Origin of the sequence: Trabulsiella odontotermitis (assembly GCF_030053895.1) — a bacterium.
Classification (GTDB): Bacteria; Pseudomonadota; Gammaproteobacteria; order Enterobacterales; family Enterobacteriaceae; genus Trabulsiella; species Trabulsiella odontotermitis_C.
The window spans coordinates 2,140,858-2,159,217 of the sequence record NZ_CP125781.1; the positions used below are offsets into that span (position 1 = coordinate 2,140,858).

Annotated in this window: 19 protein-coding genes and 2 pseudogenes; 9 read left to right on the forward strand and 12 right to left on the reverse strand. The window is 54.3% G+C overall.

All coding sequences use genetic code 11. The annotated features are described in order from the left end of the window. Nucleotides 1-39 precede the first annotated feature (39 nt). The 4 genes and pseudogenes from chbA to QMG90_RS10270 all read left to right on the forward strand — a co-directional run. Nucleotides 40-387, forward strand: a complete 348-nt coding sequence (chbA, locus tag QMG90_RS10255; RefSeq protein WP_054178516.1) for a PTS N,N'-diacetylchitobiose transporter subunit IIA — start codon at nt 40-42, stop codon at nt 385-387. A 31-nt stretch (nt 388-418) separates the two neighbouring features. Further along, complete coding sequence (chbR, locus tag QMG90_RS10260) at nt 419-1,243, forward strand: transcriptional regulator ChbR (RefSeq protein WP_283283707.1); 825 nt, start codon at nt 419-421, stop codon at nt 1,241-1,243. Between the two features lie 108 nt (nt 1,244-1,351). Next, a complete protein-coding gene (locus QMG90_RS10265; protein WP_283283708.1) occupies nt 1,352-2,698 on the forward strand; it encodes a 6-phospho-beta-glucosidase in 1,347 nt (448 codons plus the stop codon). An 11-nt stretch (nt 2,699-2,709) separates the two neighbouring features. Next, nucleotides 2,710-3,081 (forward strand): annotated as a pseudogene (locus QMG90_RS10270) (ChbG/HpnK family deacetylase); the annotation flags it as partial. Between the two features lie 32 nt (nt 3,082-3,113). Here QMG90_RS10270 and QMG90_RS10275 read toward each other — a convergent pair. After that, nucleotides 3,114-4,234 (reverse strand): IS3-like element ISSen4 family transposase gene (locus tag QMG90_RS10275; protein ID WP_108716776.1). Its coding sequence is split into 2 segments (ribosomal slippage): nt 3,114-3,976 and nt 3,976-4,234, totalling 1,122 coding nucleotides; the frame shifts between segments, so codons are not numbered across the junction. A gap of 72 nt (nt 4,235-4,306) precedes the next feature. On the opposite strand from QMG90_RS10275, the pseudogene QMG90_RS10280 reads away from it, so the two are divergent. After that, a pseudogene (locus QMG90_RS10280) lies at nt 4,307-4,693 on the forward strand (ChbG/HpnK family deacetylase); the annotation flags it as partial. 40 nt (nt 4,694-4,733) lie between these two features. Here QMG90_RS10280 and katE read toward each other — a convergent pair. Further along, nucleotides 4,734-6,992, reverse strand: coding sequence for a catalase HPII (gene katE, locus QMG90_RS10285; protein WP_283283709.1), 2,259 nt, complete (start codon nt 6,990-6,992; stop codon nt 4,734-4,736). A gap of 156 nt (nt 6,993-7,148) precedes the next feature. Between katE and cedA the strand changes: the two genes are divergently transcribed. Then, complete coding sequence (cedA, locus tag QMG90_RS10290) at nt 7,149-7,394, forward strand: cell division activator CedA (RefSeq protein ID WP_283283710.1); 246 nt, start codon at nt 7,149-7,151, stop codon at nt 7,392-7,394. A 57-nt stretch (nt 7,395-7,451) separates the two neighbouring features. On the opposite strand, the gene QMG90_RS10295 is transcribed toward cedA, so the two are convergent. The 3 genes from QMG90_RS10295 to hxpB form a co-directional block, all read right to left on the reverse strand. After that, nucleotides 7,452-8,843 carry an L-cystine transporter gene (locus tag QMG90_RS10295; protein ID WP_283283711.1) on the reverse strand — a complete coding sequence of 464 codons (1,392 nt, stop codon included), beginning with the start codon at nt 8,841-8,843 and terminating at the stop codon, nt 7,452-7,454. A 133-nt stretch (nt 8,844-8,976) separates the two neighbouring features. Next, nucleotides 8,977-9,567, reverse strand: a complete 591-nt coding sequence (locus QMG90_RS10300) for a metal-dependent hydrolase (RefSeq protein ID WP_283283712.1) — start codon at nt 9,565-9,567, stop codon at nt 8,977-8,979. A 137-nt stretch (nt 9,568-9,704) separates the two neighbouring features. After that, nucleotides 9,705-10,373: a hexitol phosphatase HxpB gene (gene hxpB, locus QMG90_RS10305; protein ID WP_283283713.1), complete on the reverse strand. Its 669-nt coding sequence runs from the start codon at nt 10,371-10,373 to the stop codon at nt 9,705-9,707. 167 nt (nt 10,374-10,540) lie between these two features. Between hxpB and QMG90_RS10310 the strand changes: the two genes are divergently transcribed. Next, complete coding sequence (locus tag QMG90_RS10310) at nt 10,541-11,077, forward strand: YniB family protein (RefSeq protein WP_283283714.1); 537 nt, start codon at nt 10,541-10,543, stop codon at nt 11,075-11,077. A 34-nt stretch (nt 11,078-11,111) separates the two neighbouring features. On the opposite strand, the gene yciA is transcribed toward QMG90_RS10310, so the two are convergent. From yciA to QMG90_RS10330, 4 genes are read right to left on the reverse strand one after another with little or no spacing between them, the layout of a single operon-like run. Next, nucleotides 11,112-11,510, reverse strand: coding sequence for an acyl-CoA thioester hydrolase YciA (yciA, locus tag QMG90_RS10315; RefSeq protein WP_283283715.1), 399 nt, complete (start codon nt 11,508-11,510; stop codon nt 11,112-11,114). Further along, entirely contained in the window at nt 11,510-12,046 is a 537-nt protein-coding gene (locus tag QMG90_RS10320) for a septation protein A (RefSeq protein WP_283283716.1), read from the reverse strand. Before QMG90_RS10320 ends, yciA begins: the two co-directional genes overlap by 1 nt. A 51-nt stretch (nt 12,047-12,097) precedes the next feature. After that, nucleotides 12,098-12,841 (reverse strand): YciC family protein, encoded by a 744-nt coding sequence (locus QMG90_RS10325; protein ID WP_283283717.1) that lies wholly within the window; start codon nt 12,839-12,841, stop codon nt 12,098-12,100. A gap of 25 nt (nt 12,842-12,866) precedes the next feature. Continuing rightward, entirely contained in the window at nt 12,867-13,271 is a 405-nt protein-coding gene (locus tag QMG90_RS10330) for a YkgJ family cysteine cluster protein (protein ID WP_283283718.1), read from the reverse strand. Nucleotides 13,272-13,548: 277 nt separating this feature from the next. Between QMG90_RS10330 and ompW the strand changes: the two genes are divergently transcribed. Beyond that, nucleotides 13,549-14,187 (forward strand): outer membrane protein OmpW, encoded by a 639-nt coding sequence (gene ompW / locus QMG90_RS10335; RefSeq protein ID WP_283283719.1) that lies wholly within the window; start codon nt 13,549-13,551, stop codon nt 14,185-14,187. 436 nt (nt 14,188-14,623) lie between these two features. Further along, nucleotides 14,624-14,809: a hypothetical protein gene (locus QMG90_RS10340; RefSeq protein ID WP_283283720.1), complete on the forward strand. Its 186-nt coding sequence runs from the start codon at nt 14,624-14,626 to the stop codon at nt 14,807-14,809. Between the two features lie 179 nt (nt 14,810-14,988). Here the strand turns inward: QMG90_RS10340 and trpA are convergent, their stop codons facing one another. The 3 genes from trpA to trpCF are packed head-to-tail and all read right to left on the reverse strand — an operon-like array spanning nt 14,989 to nt 18,359. Beyond that, nucleotides 14,989-15,798: a tryptophan synthase subunit alpha gene (trpA, locus tag QMG90_RS10345; protein ID WP_283283721.1), complete on the reverse strand. Its 810-nt coding sequence runs from the start codon at nt 15,796-15,798 to the stop codon at nt 14,989-14,991. Then, complete coding sequence (trpB, locus tag QMG90_RS10350) at nt 15,798-16,991, reverse strand: tryptophan synthase subunit beta (protein WP_283283722.1); 1,194 nt, start codon at nt 16,989-16,991, stop codon at nt 15,798-15,800. The genes trpA and trpB overlap by 1 nt, the downstream gene beginning before the upstream one ends. A gap of 9 nt (nt 16,992-17,000) precedes the next feature. After that, a complete protein-coding gene (trpCF, locus tag QMG90_RS10355) occupies nt 17,001-18,359 on the reverse strand; it encodes a bifunctional indole-3-glycerol-phosphate synthase TrpC/phosphoribosylanthranilate isomerase TrpF (RefSeq protein ID WP_283283935.1) in 1,359 nt (452 codons plus the stop codon). Between the last annotated feature and the right edge of the window lies 1 nt (nt 18,360).

Consider the following 18,360-nt stretch of genomic DNA (forward strand, 5'->3'; position numbering starts at 1 on the left):
GGGAACCCTCCCACACCGCCAGTCAAAGAGGGAAAAGATATGTTGGATTTGGATCACATCACGGATGCAGAAACCCCTGAGAATGACCTCGAAGAGGTGGTTATGGGGCTGATTATTAACTCAGGCCAGGCGCGTAGCCTCGCGTACACCGCGCTGAAACAGGCAAAGCAGGGCGATTTTGACGCTGCAAAAGCGACGATGGAACAGTCTCGTGTTGCGCTCAGCGAAGCCCACCGCGTACAGACTCAACTGATTGAGAGTGACGAAGGCGAAGGCAAAATGAAGGTCAGCCTGGTGCTGGTTCATGCGCAGGATCACCTTATGACGTCAATGCTGGCGCGTGAGCTGGTCGCTGAATTGATTGAACTGCACGAGAAGGTACAATAACAGGCAATCGACGACGATGAGGCAACCGAAGATGATGACCATGGAAATCAGCACCGCCAGAGAACAACAGCTTTTCAACGGTAAGAATTTTCATGTCGTTATCTACAACAAGACGGAGAGTGCCGGCGGTTTGCATCAGCATGACTACTATGAGTTCACCATAGTGTTAACCGGTCGCTATTATCAGGAGATCAATGGCAAACGGGTGTTGCTGGAGCGCGGTGATTTTGTGTTTATCCCGATGGGGTCGTACCACCAGAGTTTTTACGACTTTGGCGCCACGCGAATTTTGAATGTCGGGATCAGCAAACGTTTCTTTGAAACGCATTACCAGCCATTGCTGCCTTCTGTTCTGGTCGCATCGCAGTTGTATTCTGTTAAAAATACCTTTCTCAGCTATATCGAATCGGTGGTCGCGTCATTAAACTTCCGCGAAACGGAATTTGATGAATTTATTGAACTGGTCTCTTTTTATGTGATTAACCGTTTACGGCATTATCGTGAAGAGCCGGTTCAGGATGTCACGCCTCAGTGGTTAAAAACCACTGTCGAGGAGATGCACGATAAACTTAAGTTTGGCGAAAATGCGCTGGAAATAATGGTTGGCCTTTCGGGAAAATCGCAGGAATATTTAACCCGGGCGACACAGCGTTATTATGGCAAAACGCCGATGCAGATTATTAATGACATCCGCATCAACTTCGCCAAAAAGCAACTTGAGATTACCAACTACTCGGTAACGGATATTGCTTATGAGTCAGGTTACAGCAGCCCCAGTCTTTTTATTAAGACGTTCAAGAAACTGACTTCATTAACGCCCAGCAATTACCGTCGGCAACTTACCGTAATAAATTAACGCTTAGCGGACGATATTTCCGCAGCAATTGATTACTGAATTTACCTGTCCGTGCTTAGCGTGGAGAGTTTGCCACGCTCAGCCTGGAGAATCATTAGGGAGAAAGTTATGAGTCAGAAATTGAAAGTCGTTACGATTGGTGGTGGCAGCAGCTATACTCCAGAATTACTTGAGGGTTTCCTGAAACGTTATCATGAACTGCCGGTCAGCGAATTGTGGCTGGTTGATGTTGAAGATGGGCAGGAAAAACTCGATATCATCCATGCTCTTTGTCTGCGGATGGTCGAAAAAGCGGGCGTACCGATGAAGGTATTCAAAACGCTGGATCGCCGTCAGGCGCTGGAAGGTGCCGATTTCGTTACCACGCAATTGCGCGTCGGCCAGCTTGATGCGCGTGAGAAAGATGAGCGCATTCCTTTAAGCCACGGCTATCTCGGCCAGGAAACCAACGGCGCGGCCGGTCTTTTCAAAGGATTGCGCACCATTCCGGTGATTTTTGACATCATTAAAGATGTTCAGGAAATCTGTCCTGACGCGTGGGTGATCAACTTCACCAACCCGGCCGGCATGGTGACGGAAGCGGTTTACCGTCACACCAACTTCAAACGCTTCATCGGCGTCTGCAATATTCCGGTCGGCATGAAGATGTTTATTACCGACGTGCTGAAACTGACCGAAAAAGACGACCTGTCGATCGACCTGTTCGGCCTTAACCATATGGTGTTCCTGCGCGATGTGCTGGTAAACGGGAAGTCACGCTTTGCTGAGCTGCTGGACGGTGTTGCCTCCGGTAAGCTGACGGCGAACTCAGTGAAAAACATTTTCGATCTGCCGTTCAGCGAAGGGCTGATCCGCTCCCTGAACCTGCTGCCGTGCTCGTATCTGCTGTATTACTTCAAGCAGAAAGAGATGCTGGCGATTGAAATGGGCGAATACTACAAAGGCGGCGCGCGTGCGCAGGTAGTGAAGAAGGTCGAGAAACAGCTGTTTGAACTGTATAAAGATCCTGACCTTAACATCAAACCGAAGGAGCTGGAGCTGCGTGGCGGAGCGTATTATTCTGACGCCGCTTGCGAAGTGATCAACGCGATTTACAACGACAAGCAGACCGAGCACTACGTCAATATTCCTCACCACGGTCATATTGATAATATCCCGGCGGACTGGGCGGTAGAAATGACGGCGATCCTCGGCCGCGACGGCGCGAAACCGCACGCTCGTATTACCCACTTCGATGAGAAAGTGCTGGGTCTGATCTACACCATCAAGGGCTTTGAAGTGGCGGCAAGCCAGGCGGCACTCAGTGGTGAGTTTAACGACGTACTGCTGGCGCTCAATCTGAGCCCGCTTATTCACTCTGATCGTGACGCCGAGGTACTGGCACGTGAATTGATCCTCGCCCATGAGAAGTGGCTGCCGAACTTTGCGGCCACCATCGAAAAACTGAAGCCGTAACGGGAGTGCAGATGGAACGTGTTTTAATCGTCAATGCCGATGATTTTGGCCTCAGCAAAGGCCAGAACTATGGGATCGTCGAGGCCTGCAAACACGGTATAGTCACCTCAACCACCGCGCTGGTAAACGGCGCGGCGATTGAGCATGCCGCGCAGCTGAGCCGTTCTCTGCCGGAACTGGCGGTCGGGATGCACTTCGTGTTAACCCTCGGCCAGCCGTTATCGCCCATGCCGTCACTGACCCGTGACGGCACGCTGGGAAAATGGATCTGGGAGATGGCGGAAGCCGATACGCTGCCGCTGGAAGAGATTGCCCGCGAACTGGACTGCCAGTATCACCGGTTTGTTGACCTGTTTGGTTATGAGCCGACACACCTTGACAGCCTCTGACCTGCCCCCACGATTAGATACAACACTCAGTTAGTAACGCCGGAATCTTCATTCTCAGAATGACCCTTTCTCCAGCCCGCTGCAAATTCAGACGGTGTCTGATAATTCAGCGTGGAGTGCGGGCGGCATTCGTTATAATCCTGCCGCCAGTCATTAATAATTTTCCTGGCATGAACGATATCGCTGAACCAGTGCTCATTCAAACATTCATCGCGAAATCGTCCGTTAAAGCTCTCAATAAATCCGTTCTGCGTTGGCTTGCCCGGCTGGATTAAGCGCAACTCAACACCATGCTCAAAGGCCCATTGATCCAGTGCACGGCAAGTGAACTCCGGCCCCTGGTCAGTTCTTATCGTCGCCGGATAGCCTCGAAACAGTGCAATGCTGTCCAGAATACGCGTGACCTGAACGCCTGAAATCCCAAAGGCAACAGTGACCGTCAGGCATTCCTTTGTGAAATCATCGACGCAGGTAAGACACTTGATCCTGCGACCGGTGGAAAGTGCGTCCATGACGAAATCCATCGACCAGGTCAGATTGGGCGCCGCCGGACGGAGCAGCGGCAGACGTTCTGTTGCCAGCCCTTTACGACGTCTTCTGCGTTTTACGCCCAGGCCACTGAGGTGATAAAGCCGGTACACGCGCTTATGATTAACATGAAGCCCTTCACGGCGCAGCAACTGCCAAATACGACGGTAGCCAAAACGCCTGCGCTCCAGTGCCAGCTCAGTGATGCGCCCTGATAAATGCGCATCAGCAGCCGGACGGTGAGCCTCATAGCGGCAGGTCGACAGGGATAAACCTGTAAGCCTGCAGGCACGACGTTGCGACAGACCGGTCGCATCACACATCAACATCACGGCTTCCCGCTTCTGGTCTGTCGTCAGTACTTTCGCCCAAGAGCCACCTGAAGCGCCTCTTTATCCAGCATGGCTTCGGCAAGCAGCTTCTTGAGTCTGGCGTTCTCTTCCTCAAGCGACTTCAGGCGCTTAACTTCAGGCACCTCCATACCGCCATACTTCTTACGCCAGGTGTAAAACGTGGCATCGGAAATGGCATGCTTGCGGCAGAGTTCACGGGCGGGTACCCCAGCTTCGGCTTCGCGGAGAATACTGATGATCTGTTCGTCGGAAAAACGCTTCTTCATGGGGATGTCCTCATGTGGCTTATGAAGACATTACTAACATCGGGGTGTACTAATCAACGGGGAGCAGGTCACCACCATCACGTGCATATGATCCCGCAGATTTTCCCGATAGTGGCGGCGTATGCGAAAGCGAAGGGCGTGGCGATGCGCATTGACAGAGGGCTGGCCGCCTTACACCAGCTCGATACCGACGGTATCCGCAGCAGTGACGGTTTCACCAGCGAATTTTATGGTGACGCAATCAGTGAAGCGTTGTTCCTGCAAACGCTGGAAAAATCCGCCGCCAGTGGAGAACGCTCGCTTGAGGTGATGTGTCACCCGGCGTTTGTCGACAATACCATCATGGGTAGCGCCTACTGCTATCCGCGCCTGGCGGAGCTGGACGTACTGACGTCCGATTCGCTGAAACAGGCGGTGAATGGAAAAGGTTATCGTCCCGGCACCTACCGGGACGTATAAAACAGGCCCGGCCGCCATACTGCGCGCGCCGGGCTTTTTTTTACGCCGGAACAGTCGGAATTTTACCTTCGCGCGACCACACCCGGTGCGCGGCCATCAGCGTCAACAGATCGTCCACCGTCTGTGTGGACAACGCGTCGCCTTCGACAATCCCTTCTTCGCCCTGCGGACTGACATTCAGTATTTCCTTAAACTGCCGCGCATCGCCAACCAGCACAATAGGTTTCAGATGCTTGTAGGCTTCCAGCAGGTAATACTGCGCATCGCCGTTGCGGCGAATGCTGTCGATATCGCCGCCCGGAACGATGACCGCATCGACGGTCAGGGAAGGGGAACCGGCAAACGTCGCCGCGATGGGAAGCGTTGAGCCGTCATCCGCTGTCACTTCGCCCATGCGTGCATAAAGCAGCTTCGCGTGAACGCCCGCGGCTTTCAGCCCGGTCAGGAGCGTCAGCACATCAGCGGAGGAAACCCTGTCGTTGAGCAGCACCGCCACCACACGACCTTTCACCGTCCCGCCCGGAATGGCGTACAGGCTCAGCGTCGGATCTTTATTAACGCCGCTGACATCCGGCGGCGGCATGATGCGCTGCTGCTCGTCGGTCAGGGTAATGCCCAGGTTGTCCGCCACCGCCTGTGCCAGCGTCAGATCGATGTGCGCCAGTTGATCCACTACGCGTTCGCGGATATAGGGACGACCGACTTTACTCAGTTCAAAACTGAATCCCCCGACAATATGTTCCTGCTCCTGCGGTGTCTGGCTGTTCCAGAACAGGCGCGGATGGGAATAGTATTCGCCAAACGACGGGCTGCGCTCACGGATTTTATGCCCGTCCACGCGTTCCTGATACGTCTCAAAACCACCGCGTTTCGGCCCTGGCGGGGTTTCGCGCGGCCAGTTGTCATTGATTGAGTTCGGCTCATAGTTCGCCGGATTCGTCTCGATATCCATCCGGTGCATACCATCACGCTGATAATTGTGATACGGGCAGGTCGGACGGTTAATCGGGATCTCATGGAAGTTTGGCCCGCCGAGGCGGCTGATTTGCGTGTCGGTGTACGAGAAGAGACGCCCCTGCAACAGCGGATCGTTAGTGAAATCCAGCCCGGGAACGATATGGCCGGGGTGGAATGCCGCCTGTTCGTTTTCGGAAAAGAAGTTATCCGGGTTGCGGTTGAGCACCATCTTACCGACCCGTTGTACCGGCACCAGCGCTTCCGGGATAAGCTTAGTCGGGTCGAGCAGGTCGAAATCAAATTTGAATTCGTCCTCTTCCGGGATCAACTGTAACCCCAGCTCATATTCCGGGTAATCACCGGCTTCAATGGCTTCCCACAGTTCGCGACGGTGGAAATCCGGGTCACGGCCAGTGAGTTTTTGCGATTCATCCCACAACAGTGAAGCCTTCCCGGCGACCGGTTTCCAGTGAAAGCGCACAAAGGTGGCTTTCCCGGCGGCGTTAATCATGCGGAAAGTGTGGATGCCAAAACCTTCCATGGTGCGGTAGCTGCGCGGAATGCCACGGTCAGACATCGCCCACATCACGTTATGCAGTGTTTCCGGCTGCAGCGAGACATAATCCCAGAAGGTGTCATGGGCGCTTTGCCCTTGTGGCAGTGCCCAGTGCGGCTCCGGTTTTACCGCGTGGACAAAGTCGGGGAATTTCAGCGCATCCTGGATAAAAAAGATAGGCGTGTTGTTGCCGACTAAATCAAAAATTCCCTCTTCGGTGTAAAACTTAGTGGCAAAGCCGCGAATATCACGCACTGTATCGGCTGAGCCTGCGCCGCCCTGTACGGTTGAGAAGCGAACGAAAACCGGGGTGATTTTATCCGGGTCCGAGAGAAAATCGGCCTTTGTGATATCAGCAAGATTTTTATAGGGTTGAAAGTAGCCATGCGCGGCGGAACCGCGGGCATGCACGATGCGCTCCGGGATGCGCTCATGGTCAAAATGGGTGATTTTCTCACGCAGGATAAAGTCTTCCAGCAGCGTAGGGCCACGGGTACCCGCGCGCAATGAGTTCTGATCGTCCGCAATGCGAACGCCCTGATTGGTGGTCAGCGGAAAGTTTTCGCTGCCTTTGCGAAACGGCTCAAGGGAGTCCAGTTTCTTGTTGCGGGTATCAGGTGCCTTCAGGCTGCCGGAAGTGGTAGGTTGCTCACCGGGCGCGCTCGGTTGCGGGGTGGGGCGATGCGATCCATCCTCCGGCGCCAGCGAATCAAGACCCGGACGGGATTCACTGGAATCATGCACCGGTGAAGTATGTTGATGAGGGTTTTTGTCGTTCTGTGACATTGCACTCGTCTCCTGTTTCCATTGCTGAAAATTGGTCGCTGTTGCACCAAAACCCTTCTAACTATAGAACAAACGAGCGGGCTCTCCTTACGAAGCGGGACAGGATCGGCTATTATAAAGGTTTATGTTTGTCGTATCTGCACTATGAATTTGTCAATGATGAAACCGTATCGCCAGCAAAATCGACGCATTATTAGCTACGTACCACGCGTAGAACCCGCTCCTCCCGATCATGCCCTGAAAGTCGACGGGTTCCGTGATGTCTGGCTGTTACGGGGGAAATACGTTGCCTTTGTGATGATGGGTGACAGCTTTCGCCGCTCCCAGGCATTCAGCGGGCCGGAAGCGGCACAGCGCTGGGCGTTGCAAATGCGACAGGAAGGTGAGGTCGGTGAGGCGTAATGACGTTTTCGGTTATTTCTGATGAAAAAAAATCGCCCGAAGGCGATTTTTTTGTTTTTAGCGGTGCGCCAGTTCGGCGTTATCTTCACTGTCGAGGACGGTTTTATCCGTCTGACGCAACCACTGGCTGGTCAGCGTACCGGCGGTCATTGAACCGCTGACGTTCAGCGCAGTACGACCCATATCGATCAGCGGTTCGACGGAAATCAGCAGCGCGACCAGCGTAACCGGCAGACCCATCGCGGGCAGGACGATCAGCGCCGCAAAAGTCGCGCCGCCGCCGACCCCAGCAACCCCGGCGGAACTGACGGTGACAATGCCGACCAGCGTGGCAATCCACAGCGGATCCAGCGGGTTAATGCCGACGGTTGGCGCTACCATCACTGCCAGCATTGCCGGGTAAAGCCCTGCGCAGCCGTTCTGACCGATGGTCGCCCCGAACGAGGCAGAGAAGCTGGCGATCGACTCCGGCACGCCCAGACGACGGGTCTGCGCTTCCACATTCAGCGGAATGGAGGCGGCGCTGGAACGGCTGGTGAAGGCAAAGGTCAGCACCGGCCAGACTTTGCGGAAATATTTGAGCGGGCTGACGCCGTTCACGCCCAGCAGAATGCCGTGGATCACGAACATAATGCCCAGGCCCAGATACGAGGCGACCACAAAGCTGCCCAGTTTGACGATGTCCTGCAGGTTGGAGCCAGCGACGACTTTAGTCATCAGCGCCAGTACGCCGTATGGCGTCAGTTGCATCACCAGACGCACCAGTTTCATCACCCAGCCCTGCAGCGTATCGATAGCCGTCAGAACGCGTTTGCCTTTGGCTTCGTCATCTTTCAGCAGCTTCAGTGCCGCAACGCCGAGGAATGCGGCGAAAATCACCAGGCTGATGATCGAGGTTGGGCTGGCACCGGTCAGATCGGCAAACGGATTTTTCGGTACGAAAGAGAGCAGCAGTTGCGGCACGGTCAGATCGGCCAGTTTGCCGACGTAGTTGCTTTGAATGGCGTTCAGACGCGCGGTTTCCGCGCTACCCTGCACCAGACCTTCTGCGGTCAGACCAAACAGGTTGGTCACCAGCACACCGACCAGCGCGGCAATCAGCGTGGTAAACAGCAATGTGCCGATGGTCAGGAAACTGATTTTACCCAGCTGAGAGGCGTTATGCAGACGCGCTACCGCACTCAGAATCGAGGCGAAGACCAGCGGCATTACAATCATTTGTAGCAGTTGCACATAGCCGTTACCGACAATGTTGAACCATTGAATGGAGTCTTTCAGTACCGCACTGTCGGAACCGTAGATCAATTGCAGTGCAAGGCCAAAGACCACGCCGATCACTAAACCGACTAAAACTTTTTTTGCCAGGCTCCACTGTTTATGGCGGGTTTGCGCCAGTGCAAACAGCAAAACCACGAACACGATAATGTTCGCGACTAATGGAAAGTTCATCCCGTTCTCCTGAATCACGTTAACGGTCGGCTTATAGAGAGGCCGACTCTGTTGGCGCAAGAGTAACAGAAGTGTCACAGGGCGCTTATATCCAAATGGAATGGGATATGCCAAAAGTGAAATCTTTGACTATTTATTGCCCGTTCTGGTGGTTTATAAATCGCTCAAAGCTGGTTTGCAGGGCGTTAATCACCCCGGATGACCAGCGCACCGCGCTATTCTCCGGTAGCGACTGCGGCATCCAGACCGCCCAGGCAAAGAACGCCATACACAGCACGCGCTCCAGCTGATTGCCTTTTTGTGGTACCAGAATCGGCAGGCGAAAGCGCCAGCGGCAGGGCCACAGCAGTGGTACGCCAGCGGGGGTGATCATGTCGGCGACAATATGGCTGAGATAACCCAGCACCATGCCCTGCAGCGCATCCGCCGGAACAATCCAGCTGTCGGGCACTTTCAGGTAGAAGAGGGTCAGTGCGGCGAAGACGGCCAGCAGACTGTGAGTGAAACCGCGGTGGCCGAAAGCGCGTGCGACGGGTTTTGAGATCCAGCGTAAGCGCTGGCCGAGAAACGATTTGGGGTGGTCGATGTCCGGTAACAGACAGGTCAGCACTGCCGACGGAATGATATGCCACCAGTCGCCCTGCGCCAGCACAGGCGTCAGCGCAGCATTTTTGGCAAATACCGCACTGGCAATGGAAAATAGCAGGTGGCCTTCCGCCGTCATGGTCAAACCCGGTAAAACTGTCGATTCATCCAGTATAGGGTTTTTATACAGTATCCGAAAGTGGTGACGTTGTAACTCTTTGTCACAATCCACGCAGAAAGCGAGAGGCGGGCAGTAAAAGACTGCCCGCAGGGGGATTAACCGCGCAAATCCTGAATTGTCAGTTGTTGCAGGCTGCTCAGTTTGACGTCAGCGAGGATGTAGCGTGGATCATGAATGTGCTCACTGTCCGGCACCACAATCGAGCGCATGCGCGCTGCTTTGCTGGCAATCATGCCGTTGACGGAATCTTCCAGCGCCACGCAGCACAGCGGATCCACACCCAGCTTCGCCGCACAGTCGATGTAGACCTGCGGATGCGGTTTACTGTAGGGCAGCGCTTCCGCCGACGCCAGCGCGTCAAACTGTTCACGCAGATCAAACATGGTGAGCACTTTTTCCAGCATATGCAGCGGCGAGGCGGAGGCGAGACCCACTTTCAGCCCCTGCGCTTTACACAGCGCCACCGCTTCACGCACGCCAGGCAGCAGCGGGCGCTCTTCTTCGACCAGCGAAATGGCGCGGTTGATAATACGGTCAGTCACTGCCGCGCGATCCGGGCCAACCCACGGCTGGTGGGCGTACCACAAATCCACAACCATATCGATGCGCAGACCCAGCGTGTCCGGCAGCTCGCCGCGACGCGTGATATCCACACCCAGACTTGCCATCACCTCCAGCTCAGCACGATCCCACAAGGGTTCAGAATCAATCAGCAGTCCATCCATATCAAAAATAGCGGCAAGAATTTGACGCGGGGTCGGCATAACCACTTCTCCTGTAGAGTCATCGGGAAGAAAACATTGCCTTCATGGTAACGTATTTCCCCTGAAAGATCGGGCGAAAAATTGCAGCTACAGGTAGACTTAACAGCTGTAATTCGAGGACGATTCGATTTGCCAGACTGGAGCAGGGTTTTTTACAAGGGGAAGTCATGACGTATCAACAAGCTGGACGTATCGCTGTACTCAAACGCCTCGCGGGATGGGTGATTTTCATCCCGGCAGTGGTTTCCACGCTGATCTCCGTTTTAAAATTTATGTACGATCACAGTGAAAAACAGACCGGTATTGATGCCGTGATGCTGGATTTCGCCCATGTCATGATTGATATGATTCGCGTTAACACCCCGTTTCTTAATGTGTTCTGGTACAACTCACCGGTACCGGATTTTAAGAACAGCCTCAATATCCTGTTCTGGATTGTCTTTGCGCTGATGTTTGTCGGGCTGGCGCTGCAGGCTTCCGGCGCGCGTATGAGCCGTCAGGCGAAGTTCATTCGCGAAGGGGTTGAGGACCAACTGATACTGGAAAAAGCGAAAGGGCCGGAAGGGTTATCACGCGAACAGATCGAATCCCGCATTGTTGTCCCGCATCACACGCTGTTTATGCAGTTCTTTCCGCTGTATGTCATGCCGGTGATTTTCATTGTCGTCGGCTATTTTTTCTTTTCGTTGCTGGGCTTTATCTGAGAGAGACCGGCCGCAGAGCGCGGCCGGGAAGGGCTTACAGCGGCGGCAACGGACGAGGTTTCCCGTCGTTGTCGACCGCCACGTAAATAAATAAGGCTTCCGTAGCTTTATAACGCTGACCAATCGGTTCGGACGACACCTTCTTCACCCACACTTCAATGTTAATGTTAATCGAGGTGTTGCCGCGTTTGACGCAGCGGGCGTAGCAGCACACCACATCGCCCACGGCGACAGGGCGTAAAAAAGTCATGCCATCGACTCTCACGGTGACCACGCGACCATGAGCAACTTCTTTCGCCATGATCGCACCGCCGATGTCCATCTGTGACATCAGCCAGCCGCCGAAGATATCGCCATTGGCGTTAGTGTCTGACGGCATTGCCAGGGTGCGCAGAACGAGTTCGCCCTGCGGCGCGTTAACGATATCGGTCATTATTGCTCATCCTGCGGCATATGACGGTAAATGTAGACACCGCTCAACAGCGTAAACACCAGCGTCAGCGCCGTCAGGCCAAACACTTTGAAGTTTACCCAGATGTTCTGCGGCAGCCAGAACGCGATATAAATATTCGCCAGCCCGCAGAGAATAAAGAACACCGCCCAGGCAATGTTAAGCCGGGACCATATCGCTTCCGGCAGGCTGATTTCTTTCCCCAGCATGCGCTGGATCAGCGGTTTTTTCATTATCCACTGGCTGATCAACAACGCGCCCGCGAACAGGGCGTAAATCACCGTCACTTTCCATTTAATAAATTCATCGTTATGGAAGAACAGCGTCAGACCGCCAAACACCGCCACCAGCACAAAGGTGACCAGCGCCATTTTTTCGATTTTACGAAAGCGCACCCAGCTGTAAATCAGCACCACGGCGGTGGCGATAATCAGCGCCGTGGTGGCGGCATAGATGTCGTACATTTTGTAGAAGGCAAAAAATACGACTAACGGTAAAAAATCCAGAAACTGCTTCATACATCGGTTCCGTTATTCATTCACGGCCCGGTAGCCGGGCCTGCAATAAGTTTAGTTGCGGATCAGCATATACAGGCGGAACAAATAGACAAGCAACACCGCGGAAATCAGGTTGCTTAACGTGTTCACCACTACGGCACCGATATACGGTGTCAGAACGGCAAAGTCTGCGGCGAAGAGCAGCAGCACGGTTTTCGCCAGCAGCCAGGCGATCACCGCAGGCGCCACAAGGCGCATATTTGCCCATGCGAGACGAATGCTGCTGCGCATTGACGAAATAATGCCCTGTTTGTCCTGCACCAGCATGATCGGCGCGAAGGCCAGTACGATAGCCATCAGCACGCCCGGCACGACGACCAGCATTACGCCCATCTGTACCAGAAAGGTGGTGATTAAAATCAGCAAAAACAGCTTCGGCAACACCGGCGCGCTGGCGCCAATCGCGCGAAGGGCGCTGACGCGATGCCCGGCGGTAATGAGCTGGATCAGCAACATCACGCCACCGGCCAGAATCGCATTACCCACCAACCCGGAAAAGGTCGACGCCGCCGACGCGCGCAGCAGGATTTGCTGCTGCTCCGGTGTCATGCTCTGCACCAGTTCGAACAGACCGACGCTGCCCTCAAGGTTATCGCCTTCACGCAGGACAGCGAGTTGCTCATCGCTGGGAGAAAACGCATGGCCAAGCACTACCGTGATAAATGCGCACAACAATGCAATCAGTAAAATCGTAACGAACTGATTACGAAAAAAATTACCCGTGTCACGGTAAACGGACTTCGCCGTGATAGACATGCACTCTCCTTGAGTATGACAGGTGTTAATGAGGCGGTGATTGTAACTCAGAAGAGGCCAGCGTGGCAGCATCAAGACCTGTATGGAAAGGCATATCTTTGTAAAGAGGGGGTAAGCCGTAGCGAGCACGCGCGCGGTTACAGGCATCGTTCTCTTCGCCATTTTCACCGGAACGCGCAAATTCGCGGCACGGCGATGGTCGGTTTTCATAGATGGAACAACTGACGTGGTTACCAACCTCACCTGACAGCGCAGTACAGCGACATTGTCGGTTGTTCGTGCCGCTCATGCAGCACAGGAAAGGGGTCAGGGGTTCCGTCAGGGATGTGGGGACACAGCCGCCCGCATCGTCGGCTTCAGCCCAGTAAAAGGAGACACGAAAATACGCACAACAGGCACCGCATGTCATGCACGGATTCAACTCGCTCATAACTCACCTGATAAAAAACGCATCAACATAAATTGTCGTTAGCTAAAGTAGCCAGCAGACATCTCCACTGCAAGCAGGCAACAGAAAAAAATCCGCAACCGCAGGAAAAGCTTAAATTTGATATGAATAGCATTTCAATCATCGAATGCTGTTTCTAAAAATTAATCTGGATCAATGAATGTTAAATCTTAGCATTTAATGTGATCTGTGTTGGATCACAGATACCCAAATATGAGTATATTTGCCGCGCAGGTAAAACCATAACGAGGGTAAGGATATGAAGAAATTAGCTGTGGCGGCACTGGTTTTAAGCACGCTTTCTGCTGGCGGGGCATGGGCGCATGAAGAAGGGGAGTTCTTTATTCGCGCAGGTAGTGCAACCGTACGACCAACGGAAGGCTCGGATAACGTTCTCGGCTCGCTTGGTGGGTTCAATGTTAACAACAATACCCAGTTGGGCTTAACTTTCACTTATATGGCAACGGAAAACATCGGTATTGAGTTGCTGGCAGCAACGCCGTTCCGCCATAAAGTGGGTACCGGCCCGACCGGCACTATCGCGACGGTGCATCATCTGCCGCCAACCTTAATGGCGCAGTGGTATTTTGGTGATGCAAGCAGTCAGTGGCGTCCGTACGTGGGTGCAGGTATTAACTACACCATGTTCTTTGATGAAAAATTCAATGATACCGGTAAAGACGCTGGCCTGAGCGACCTGAGTCTGGACAACTCCTGGGGTGCTGCGGGGCAGGTGGGGCTTGATTACCTCATCAACCGCGACTGGCTGTTGAATATGTCCGTCTGGTATATGGATATCGACACCGATGTGAAATTTAAGGCCGGTGGCGCGAATCAGACCGTCAGCACGCGTCTGGATCCGTGGGTGTTTATGTTCTCTGCGGGTTACCGCTTCTAATTCCCTCGCGAAAAATACTGCTGAACAACTGGCCCTCTGCGGCCAGTTGTTGTTTTTTTATTATCTGTAACAAACATTGCCGCTTTTCACATCCCCGTCAGGATCATTTCCGTTACGTTTCCGGCCTGCGTGACATTACCTTCATGTTAATGACACAACACGGGGTTAACGTAATTAAAGGACTCAGCCTCACGCTGTAGTCACCCCCTGGTCTCCCTTATTTTATCTTAAATCGTGGTAGTTGTTTTAAATCAACACGTTAGCCTTTTCCCGGCACAGCGCAGAGATGAGAAAAAATCAGGAAATATAAAATCAAATCACTATGGGTTCGCCAGGTGTTGCGCTACGTTAGCCACTCCCGACGGAAGGGAATATCAGGCGACATAACGCCGGAATAACAACTAAAAGGGTTTGATAAATCACTATGGCTGAATCTATGTTACTGAGCAGAATTGCAACCTGTAACTGCATTGCAAAACTCGAATTACTGCATACGCTGATTTGCAGGAATATCCCGGCGAAAGATCGCGGGCAGTATATTCTGGCGCTGAACAACCGCCACGATGAGCTGGCGAGCATCATTTATTACGAAAGAGACTACATTGACCTCGAAACCTATTGAGGCCAAAAAAAAGCCCGCACGATGTGCGGGCAAGTCATACTGGAAGCAATGTGAGCAATGTCGTACTGAATACCTGAGTGATTCGCTCAACTATTCAGTAATGAGAAAGATAATATTTCTCATCTAAGATATCAACCCCAACTTTATTGCGGGTGCTTACCTTGCTCACACTTCTGTCCTCACGCCCGGGCGGTGGCGGCTTTCATGTTCCGAACAAACGCTTTCAGCTCATCCAGCATCGCCGGGTGATTGTCGACGTTTTTCTCAATGATTTTGACAATAGCCGAGCCGGAAATCGCCCCGGCGGCGCCAGCGCCAATGGCGGCGGTGACCTGATCCGGCGATGAAATCCCGAACCCCTGTAACGGTGGTGCCGCGTGGTATTCGGTCAGTTTTTCCACCAGATGATGCAGCGGTAACGCCGCGCGGTTTTCGGCGCCGGTAACCCCCGCACGTGACAGCAGGTAGGTATAGCCGCGACCGAAGGAGGCAATCTGGCGCAGCAAATCGTCATCGGCATTCGGCGGGCAGATGAAAATCGGCGCAATATTGTGACGCATCGCCGCCTGGCGAAACTCAGCGGATTCCTCCACCGGCACGTCAGCCACCAGTACTGAATCGACACCCACGCGGGCGCACTCGGCGTAAAACGCATCAATACCACGGTTAAACACCAGGTTGGCGTACATCAGCAGACCAATCGGAATGGTCGGGTGTTTCTGGCGAATTGCTGCCAGTAGCTCAAAACATTGCGTCGGGGTGACGCCCGCGGCAAACGCGCGCAGGGTGGCGCTCTGGATGGTCGGGCCATCAGCCAGCGGATCAGAGAACGGGATCCCCAGCTCCAGCGCGTCGGCACCGGCTTCAATCAGCGTATCGATGATTTTCAGTGACTGCTCCGGACCCGGATCGCCAAGCGTGACGAAGGGAACAAACGCGCCTTCCTTGCGGGCCTTCAGTTGTGCAAACAAAGTGTCATAGCGTTCCATCAGATTTCCCCTCGCGCTTTCAGAATATCGTGTACGGTGAAGATGTCTTTATCTCCACGGCCGGACAGGTTCACCACCAGCAACTGCTCTTTTTCCGGATCGTCGCGCATCATTTTCAGTGCGTGCGCCAGCGCGTGTGACGACTCCAGCGCCGGGATAATGCCCTCGTGACGGCTCAGGGCTTTGAACGCGTCCAGCGCTTCATCGTCCGTAATAGAGACATACTCCGCGCGACCGATGCTGTTGAGGTAGGCATGCTGCGGTCCGACGGACGGGAAATCGAGCCCGGCAGAAATGGAGTAAGACTCTTCAATCTGGCCTTCATCGGTCTGCATCATCGGCGATTTCATGCCGAAGTAGATCCCTACGCGGCCGTGCTTCAGTGGCGCGCCATGTTCGCCGGTTTCGATACCGTGACCCGCTGGCTCCACGCCAATCAGCCCGACGGAGGTTTCATTGATAAAGTCAGCGAACATGCCGATGGCATTAGAGCCGCCGCCAACGCAGGCAATAACCGCATCCGGCAGACGACCTTCTTTCTCCTGAATCTGTATTTTGGTTTCTTCGCCAATCATGCGCTGGAATTCACGCACGATGGTCGGGAACGGGTGCGGACCTGCCGCGGTGCCGAGCATATAGTGCGCGTTTTCGTAGCTGCCGGACCAGTCGCGCAGCGCCTCGTTACAGGCATCTTTCAGTGTGGCGGAACCGCTGTACACCGGGATCACTTCAGCACCCATCAGACGCATACGGAAGACGTTTGGCGACTGGCGTTCGACGTCTTTCGCGCCCATATAAATGCGGCATTTCAGGCCGAGCAGGGCGCTGGCGAGCGCTGACGCCACGCCGTGCTGTCCGGCGCCGGTCTCGGCGATGATTTCGGTTTTGCCCATTCGTTTCGCCAACAGCGCCTGTCCCAGCACCTGGTTGGTTTTGTGCGCGCCGCCGTGGAGCAGGTCTTCACGCTTCAGGTACAGCGTGGTGTTGGTGCCCGCCGTCAGGTTGCGGCATTTGGTCAGCGCGGTCGGACGACCAGCATAGTTTTTCAGCAGGTCAGTAAATTCCGCCTGAAACGCCGGATCTTTCTGCGCACTGACAAACGCTTCTTCGAGCTGGCGCAGGGCAGGCATCAGGATCTGCGGCACGTACATGCCGCCAAACTCGCCGAAATACGGGTTAAGTAAAGTGCTCATTATTGCTCCTTAATATGCGCGCAGCGTCTGGAAAACCGAGGCCAGTTTGCTGGCATCTTTAATACCCGGTTGCGACTCTACACCTGAATTGAAATCGAGGCCGGCGGCGCCGCTTTTAGCGGCTTCCACGCAGTTATCGGGGCCCAGACCGCCCGCCAGCAATACGTTGCTGAGATCGGCGCCGCTGAGCAATGACCAGTCAAAACGCTCACCTGTGCCGCCCTGACCGTTGTCGAACAGGTATTTATCGACATGGTTCAGATCACGAGCGGGCAGGGTGTCGCCGACGCTGAGCGCTTTCCAGATTTGCACCTGTTCCGGTAATGTTGCGCGCAGCGCGTTGATGTAAGCCTGGTTTTCCTCGCCGTGTAACTGCACAGCGGCCAGGTTGAGCGCAGTGGCTTTAGCGACCACGTCATCAATGGTGGCGTTGCGGAACACCCCGACATAACGCAGCGGCGCCGCATTAATGACTTCGCGCGCCTGGGCGTCGTTCACGACACGGGGCGATGAGGCGACAAAAATCAGCCCACCGTAAATGGCGCCCGCTTCGTATGCCGCCTGGGCATCCTGCGCGCGGGTCAGCCCGCAGACTTTATTTTCGCCCAGCAACACGCGGCGCACCGCGGCACTGAGATCGTCATGGGACATCAGCGCCGAGCCAATCAGAAACCCGTTGGCGAAATGGCTCAGCTCGCGAACCTGGGCGTAGGTATTGATGCCGGATTCGCTGATCACCGTTACGCCGTGGCCCAGACGCGGCGCCAGCTGGCGGGTACGGTTGAGATCGATAGAGAGATCGCGCAGGTCGCGGTTGTTAATACCCACCACTTTCGCGCCGAGCGCCAGGGCACGCTCCAGCTCTTCTTCGTTGCTCACTTCGGTCAGCACACCCATATTCAGGCTGTGCGCGACCGCGGCGAGCTGGTGGTATTGCTCGTCATCCAGCACAGAGAGCATCAGCAGGCAGGCGTCGGCCTGGTAATAGCGCGCCAGGTAAATCTGGTAAGGATCGATAATGAAGTCCTTACACAGAATCGGCTGTGGCGCCATGTTGCTGACAATGGGCAGGAAATCAAAGCTGCCCTGAAAGTATTTTTCGTCGGTCAGCACGGAAATTGCCGAGGCATGATGCCGGTAAATACTGGCGATACGCGCCGGGTCGAAATCGTCGCGGAACACCCCTTTCGAAGGCGACGCCTTTTTACACTCCAGAATGAACGCGGTACGCGCCCCCTGCAGCGCGTCATAGAAGCTGCGTTTGCTGGGGATGATCTCGTTCTGAAACGTTGCCAGCGGCTGCTGTTGTTTACGGGCTTCAACCCAAATTGCTTTGTCGGCAACGATTTTCGCTAATACGGTCTGCATC

Bases quoted from the DNA above. Each gene is read 5' to 3' on its own strand.
- chbA (WP_054178516.1), top strand. From the start codon at position 40: ATGTTGGATTTGGATCACATCACGGATGCAGAAACCCCTGAGAATGAC.
- chbR (WP_283283707.1), top strand. From the start codon at position 419: ATGATGACCATGGAAATCAGCACCGCCAGAGAACAACAGCTTTTCAAC.
- QMG90_RS10265 (WP_283283708.1), top strand. From the start codon at position 1,352: ATGAGTCAGAAATTGAAAGTCGTTACGATTGGTGGTGGCAGCAGCTAT.
- katE (WP_283283709.1), bottom strand. From the start codon at position 6,992: ATGTCACAGAACGACAAAAACCCTCATCAACATACTTCACCGGTGCAT.
- cedA (WP_283283710.1), top strand. From the start codon at position 7,149: ATGATGAAACCGTATCGCCAGCAAAATCGACGCATTATTAGCTACGTA.
- QMG90_RS10295 (WP_283283711.1), bottom strand. From the start codon at position 8,843: ATGAACTTTCCATTAGTCGCGAACATTATCGTGTTCGTGGTTTTGCTG.
- QMG90_RS10300 (WP_283283712.1), bottom strand. From the start codon at position 9,567: ATGACGGCGGAAGGCCACCTGCTATTTTCCATTGCCAGTGCGGTATTT.
- hxpB (WP_283283713.1), bottom strand. From the start codon at position 10,373: ATGCCGACCCCGCGTCAAATTCTTGCCGCTATTTTTGATATGGATGGA.
- QMG90_RS10310 (WP_283283714.1), top strand. From the start codon at position 10,541: ATGACGTATCAACAAGCTGGACGTATCGCTGTACTCAAACGCCTCGCG.
- yciA (WP_283283715.1), bottom strand. From the start codon at position 11,510: ATGACCGATATCGTTAACGCGCCGCAGGGCGAACTCGTTCTGCGCACC.
- QMG90_RS10320 (WP_283283716.1), bottom strand. From the start codon at position 12,046: ATGAAGCAGTTTCTGGATTTTTTACCGTTAGTCGTATTTTTTGCCTTC.
- QMG90_RS10325 (WP_283283717.1), bottom strand. From the start codon at position 12,841: ATGTCTATCACGGCGAAGTCCGTTTACCGTGACACGGGTAATTTTTTT.
- QMG90_RS10330 (WP_283283718.1), bottom strand. From the start codon at position 13,271: ATGAGCGAGTTGAATCCGTGCATGACATGCGGTGCCTGTTGTGCGTAT.
- ompW (WP_283283719.1), top strand. From the start codon at position 13,549: ATGAAGAAATTAGCTGTGGCGGCACTGGTTTTAAGCACGCTTTCTGCT.
- QMG90_RS10340 (WP_283283720.1), top strand. From the start codon at position 14,624: ATGTTACTGAGCAGAATTGCAACCTGTAACTGCATTGCAAAACTCGAA.
- trpA (WP_283283721.1), bottom strand. From the start codon at position 15,798: ATGGAACGCTATGACACTTTGTTTGCACAACTGAAGGCCCGCAAGGAA.
- trpB (WP_283283722.1), bottom strand. From the start codon at position 16,991: ATGAGCACTTTACTTAACCCGTATTTCGGCGAGTTTGGCGGCATGTAC.
- trpCF (WP_283283935.1), bottom strand. From the start codon at position 18,359: ATGCAGACCGTATTAGCGAAAATCGTTGCCGACAAAGCAATTTGGGTT.